The following is a 2,589-nucleotide window of genomic DNA, read 5'->3' on the forward strand; positions in this document are numbered from 1 at the left end:
CAACATCGCCCCCACAGACCCTGCTGCGGTCGTGCTGGATTCCACCAAGACCGAACCTCCCACGCGGCGCCTGGCACGGGCGCGCTGGGGTCTCGTTCCCGGGTGGGCGAAGGACCCCGCCATCGGCGCACGGGCCTTCAACGCCCGCGCCGAGGAGCTCGAGGACAAGCCGCTGTTCCGAACCGCCCTCCACAAGCGCCGTGCCGTCATTCCCGCATCGGGGTACTACGAGTGGCAGAAGTCCGACCAGGGAAAGGTGCCGCACTACATCCACCCGGCGGACGACGGCCCGCTGCTGTTCGCCGGCCTCTACGAATGGTGGAAGGATCCGTCCAAGAGCGACGACGACCCGGCACGGTGGATGCTGAGCTTCACGATCCTCACACGTGACGCGGTCGGCTCGCTCCGTTCCATCCATGACCGTACGCCGCTGTTCGTCGACCCGGACCACGCGGACGCGTGGCTCGATCCGACGACCGAGAACGTGCGTGACGTCCTCGACGCCGCGATCGACGCGGCACCTGCGGTCGGCGAGACCCTCGACGCCCGCGTCGTCTCCCCCGCTGTCGGAAATGTGCGCAACAACCGACCCGATCTCATCGACCCGGTTCAGGCGTGACGGTCACGACGAGTCTTCCCGCGTCGGCGTGGCACGACCTCGCGTCGCGTCACGCCCACCGCGCCGACGCGCTCACGGCCGCCCGGCGGGAGCGTTCTTCCCGCCGGGCGGCGCATCCGGTGGACGATTTCCTCTCTACTCCTACAAGCCGGCAGTGCTGCGCCGGTGGCATCCCGGTGCGGGCATTGTCCTCGAAGACGCCGCCGAGACCTCCCGCGCCCGGTGGCGCGGTTACGTCGCGAGCGACCCTCCCGGATCGCTCGTCGTCGATGCCGGTGAGTGCCGACGCACGCGCGGCGACCTCCTCGCCGGCATCGTGCGCATTCTCCGATCCACGGCCGGGCGCGCGCCCGCCTTCGGATGCTTCGGCATGCACGAGTGGGCGATGGTCTATCGATCGTCCTCACCGCGTCACGAGCTGCCGCTTCGACTCGGCCCCCGGGGCACCGATGACGTGGTGGAGGCGCACGAGCTGCGCTGCACGCACTTCGACGCCTACCGCTTCTTCACCCCCGATGCCGCACCGCGCAACCGCGAACCGCTGTCCCGACGCACGCAGGCGGATCATGAGCAGCCGGGATGCCTGCACGCGGGTATGGATCTCTACAAGTGGGCCGTCAAGGCCGGGCCGCTCGTGCCGGGCGATCTCTTGCTGGACACCTTCGAGCACGCGCGCGGTCCGCACCCTCGACATGCGGGCCTCACCCTACGATCTGCGTGACTGGGGCTTCGATCCGGTGGCGGTGGAGACCGCCGCTGGCAAGGCGGAGTACGTGCGGCAACAGCGAGAATTCGCGGTGACGGGGGCCACGCTGCGGGAACGTCTCCTCGCCGCCATCACGGGCTGACAGCGGGCGTCACTGCGCGCAGTCCGCGCAGGGAAGCAAGGTGGTGTGCGCTGACTCCCATCGCAGCGCCGTGACCCGCTCGGACGCCTCGGTCAGTCGCTCCAGCGACACCTCGCCGCGCTCCACGGCGGCCACGATCCCCTCCACCAGGCGCTCGGCGCTGCCGGCGTCGCTGTAGAGCACCGTCAGGAGCAGATCATTGCCTGCTGCCAACGCGGCGACGCCGTTGGCCACCGGATCGGCGTATTCGGGCAGGCCGGAGGCCTGCAGCATCCCGAGATCGTCGGTGACCGCGACGCCGTCGAACCCGAGTTCCTCGCGGGCGACGCGATGCCACTCGGACGACAGGGATGCGGGCGCGTCGTCGACGGTCGTGTACGACAGGTGTCCGAACATCAGCAGGGGTGCGCCCGCGTCGATCCCCGCGACGAAAGGAGGCGCCTGCGTCCGTGACCATTCCTGCATCGACATGTCCGTGCTCGGGATGCCGATGTGCGAGTCGCCCGGCGCGGCGCCGTGGCCGGGAAAGTGCTTGAGGGTGGATGCCACCCGTGCGCCCTCGCCGTGAACAGCGGCCACGACCCTGTCCGCCGAGGCAGCCGGGTCGGTGCCGAGAGCACGTCGGTAGATGAACATCCCGGGGTCCGGTGTCACGTCCGCAACGATGCCGAAGTTCACGCTCGCCCCGGCGCGCGCCACGAGAGACGCGCGTGCCGCGAACGCATCCGCCGCGGCACCGGGGTCGGCGTCCTTCAAGGTCGGCGCCGCGGAGAAGTCGTCCCAGGGCAGCCGAGAGACGTCACCGCCCTCCTGGTCGATGGCCAAGAGCGGCGGGAGCGTCGGATCGACGGTGAGGGATCCCGTCACCGCACGCAGCGCCGACTCATCCGCCGGGATGTTCGCGCCCATCAGGATGAACCCCGCGATCCCCTCCTCGGCCATGTATGTCCGGAGCAGCGATGTGTCTGTCGTCGGAAGGTGCCCCATCACGACGCTCGCCGCACGCTCACGCACCGTCATCGCTGCGACGAGCCGGGCGGCTTCCGATCTCACCTCGCCGGCACCGGCGGGCGCGACGACAACGGGCTCTTCGGCGGCGGACGCGTCGGTCGAGGGCATCGA

General features: G+C 70.1%; 3 protein-coding genes. 2 read left to right on the plus strand and 1 reads right to left on the minus strand.

Translation table 11 applies throughout. The annotated features are described in order from the left end of the window. Together B4E30_RS05755 and B4E30_RS05760 are read left to right on the plus strand one after the other, a co-directional pair. On the plus strand, positions 1-619 hold a 619-nt coding region (locus tag B4E30_RS05755), incomplete at its 5' end, for an SOS response-associated peptidase (RefSeq protein ID WP_286793942.1). A gap of 28 nt (positions 620-647) precedes the next feature. Next, entirely contained in the window at positions 648-1,340 is a 693-nt protein-coding gene (locus B4E30_RS05760) for a 3-methyladenine DNA glycosylase (RefSeq protein ID WP_414683187.1), read from the plus strand. A 136-nt stretch (positions 1,341-1,476) separates the two neighbouring features. Here the strand turns inward: B4E30_RS05760 and B4E30_RS05765 are convergent, their stop codons facing one another. Further along, complete coding sequence (locus B4E30_RS05765) at positions 1,477-2,586, minus strand: glycoside hydrolase family 3 N-terminal domain-containing protein (protein WP_286793944.1); 1,110 nt, start codon at positions 2,584-2,586, stop codon at positions 1,477-1,479. Between the last annotated feature and the right edge of the window lie 3 nt (positions 2,587-2,589).

It is taken from the genome of Microbacterium sp. UBA3394, assembly GCF_002358725.1.
GTDB lineage: Bacteria > Actinomycetota > Actinomycetes > Actinomycetales > Microbacteriaceae > Microbacterium > Microbacterium luteum.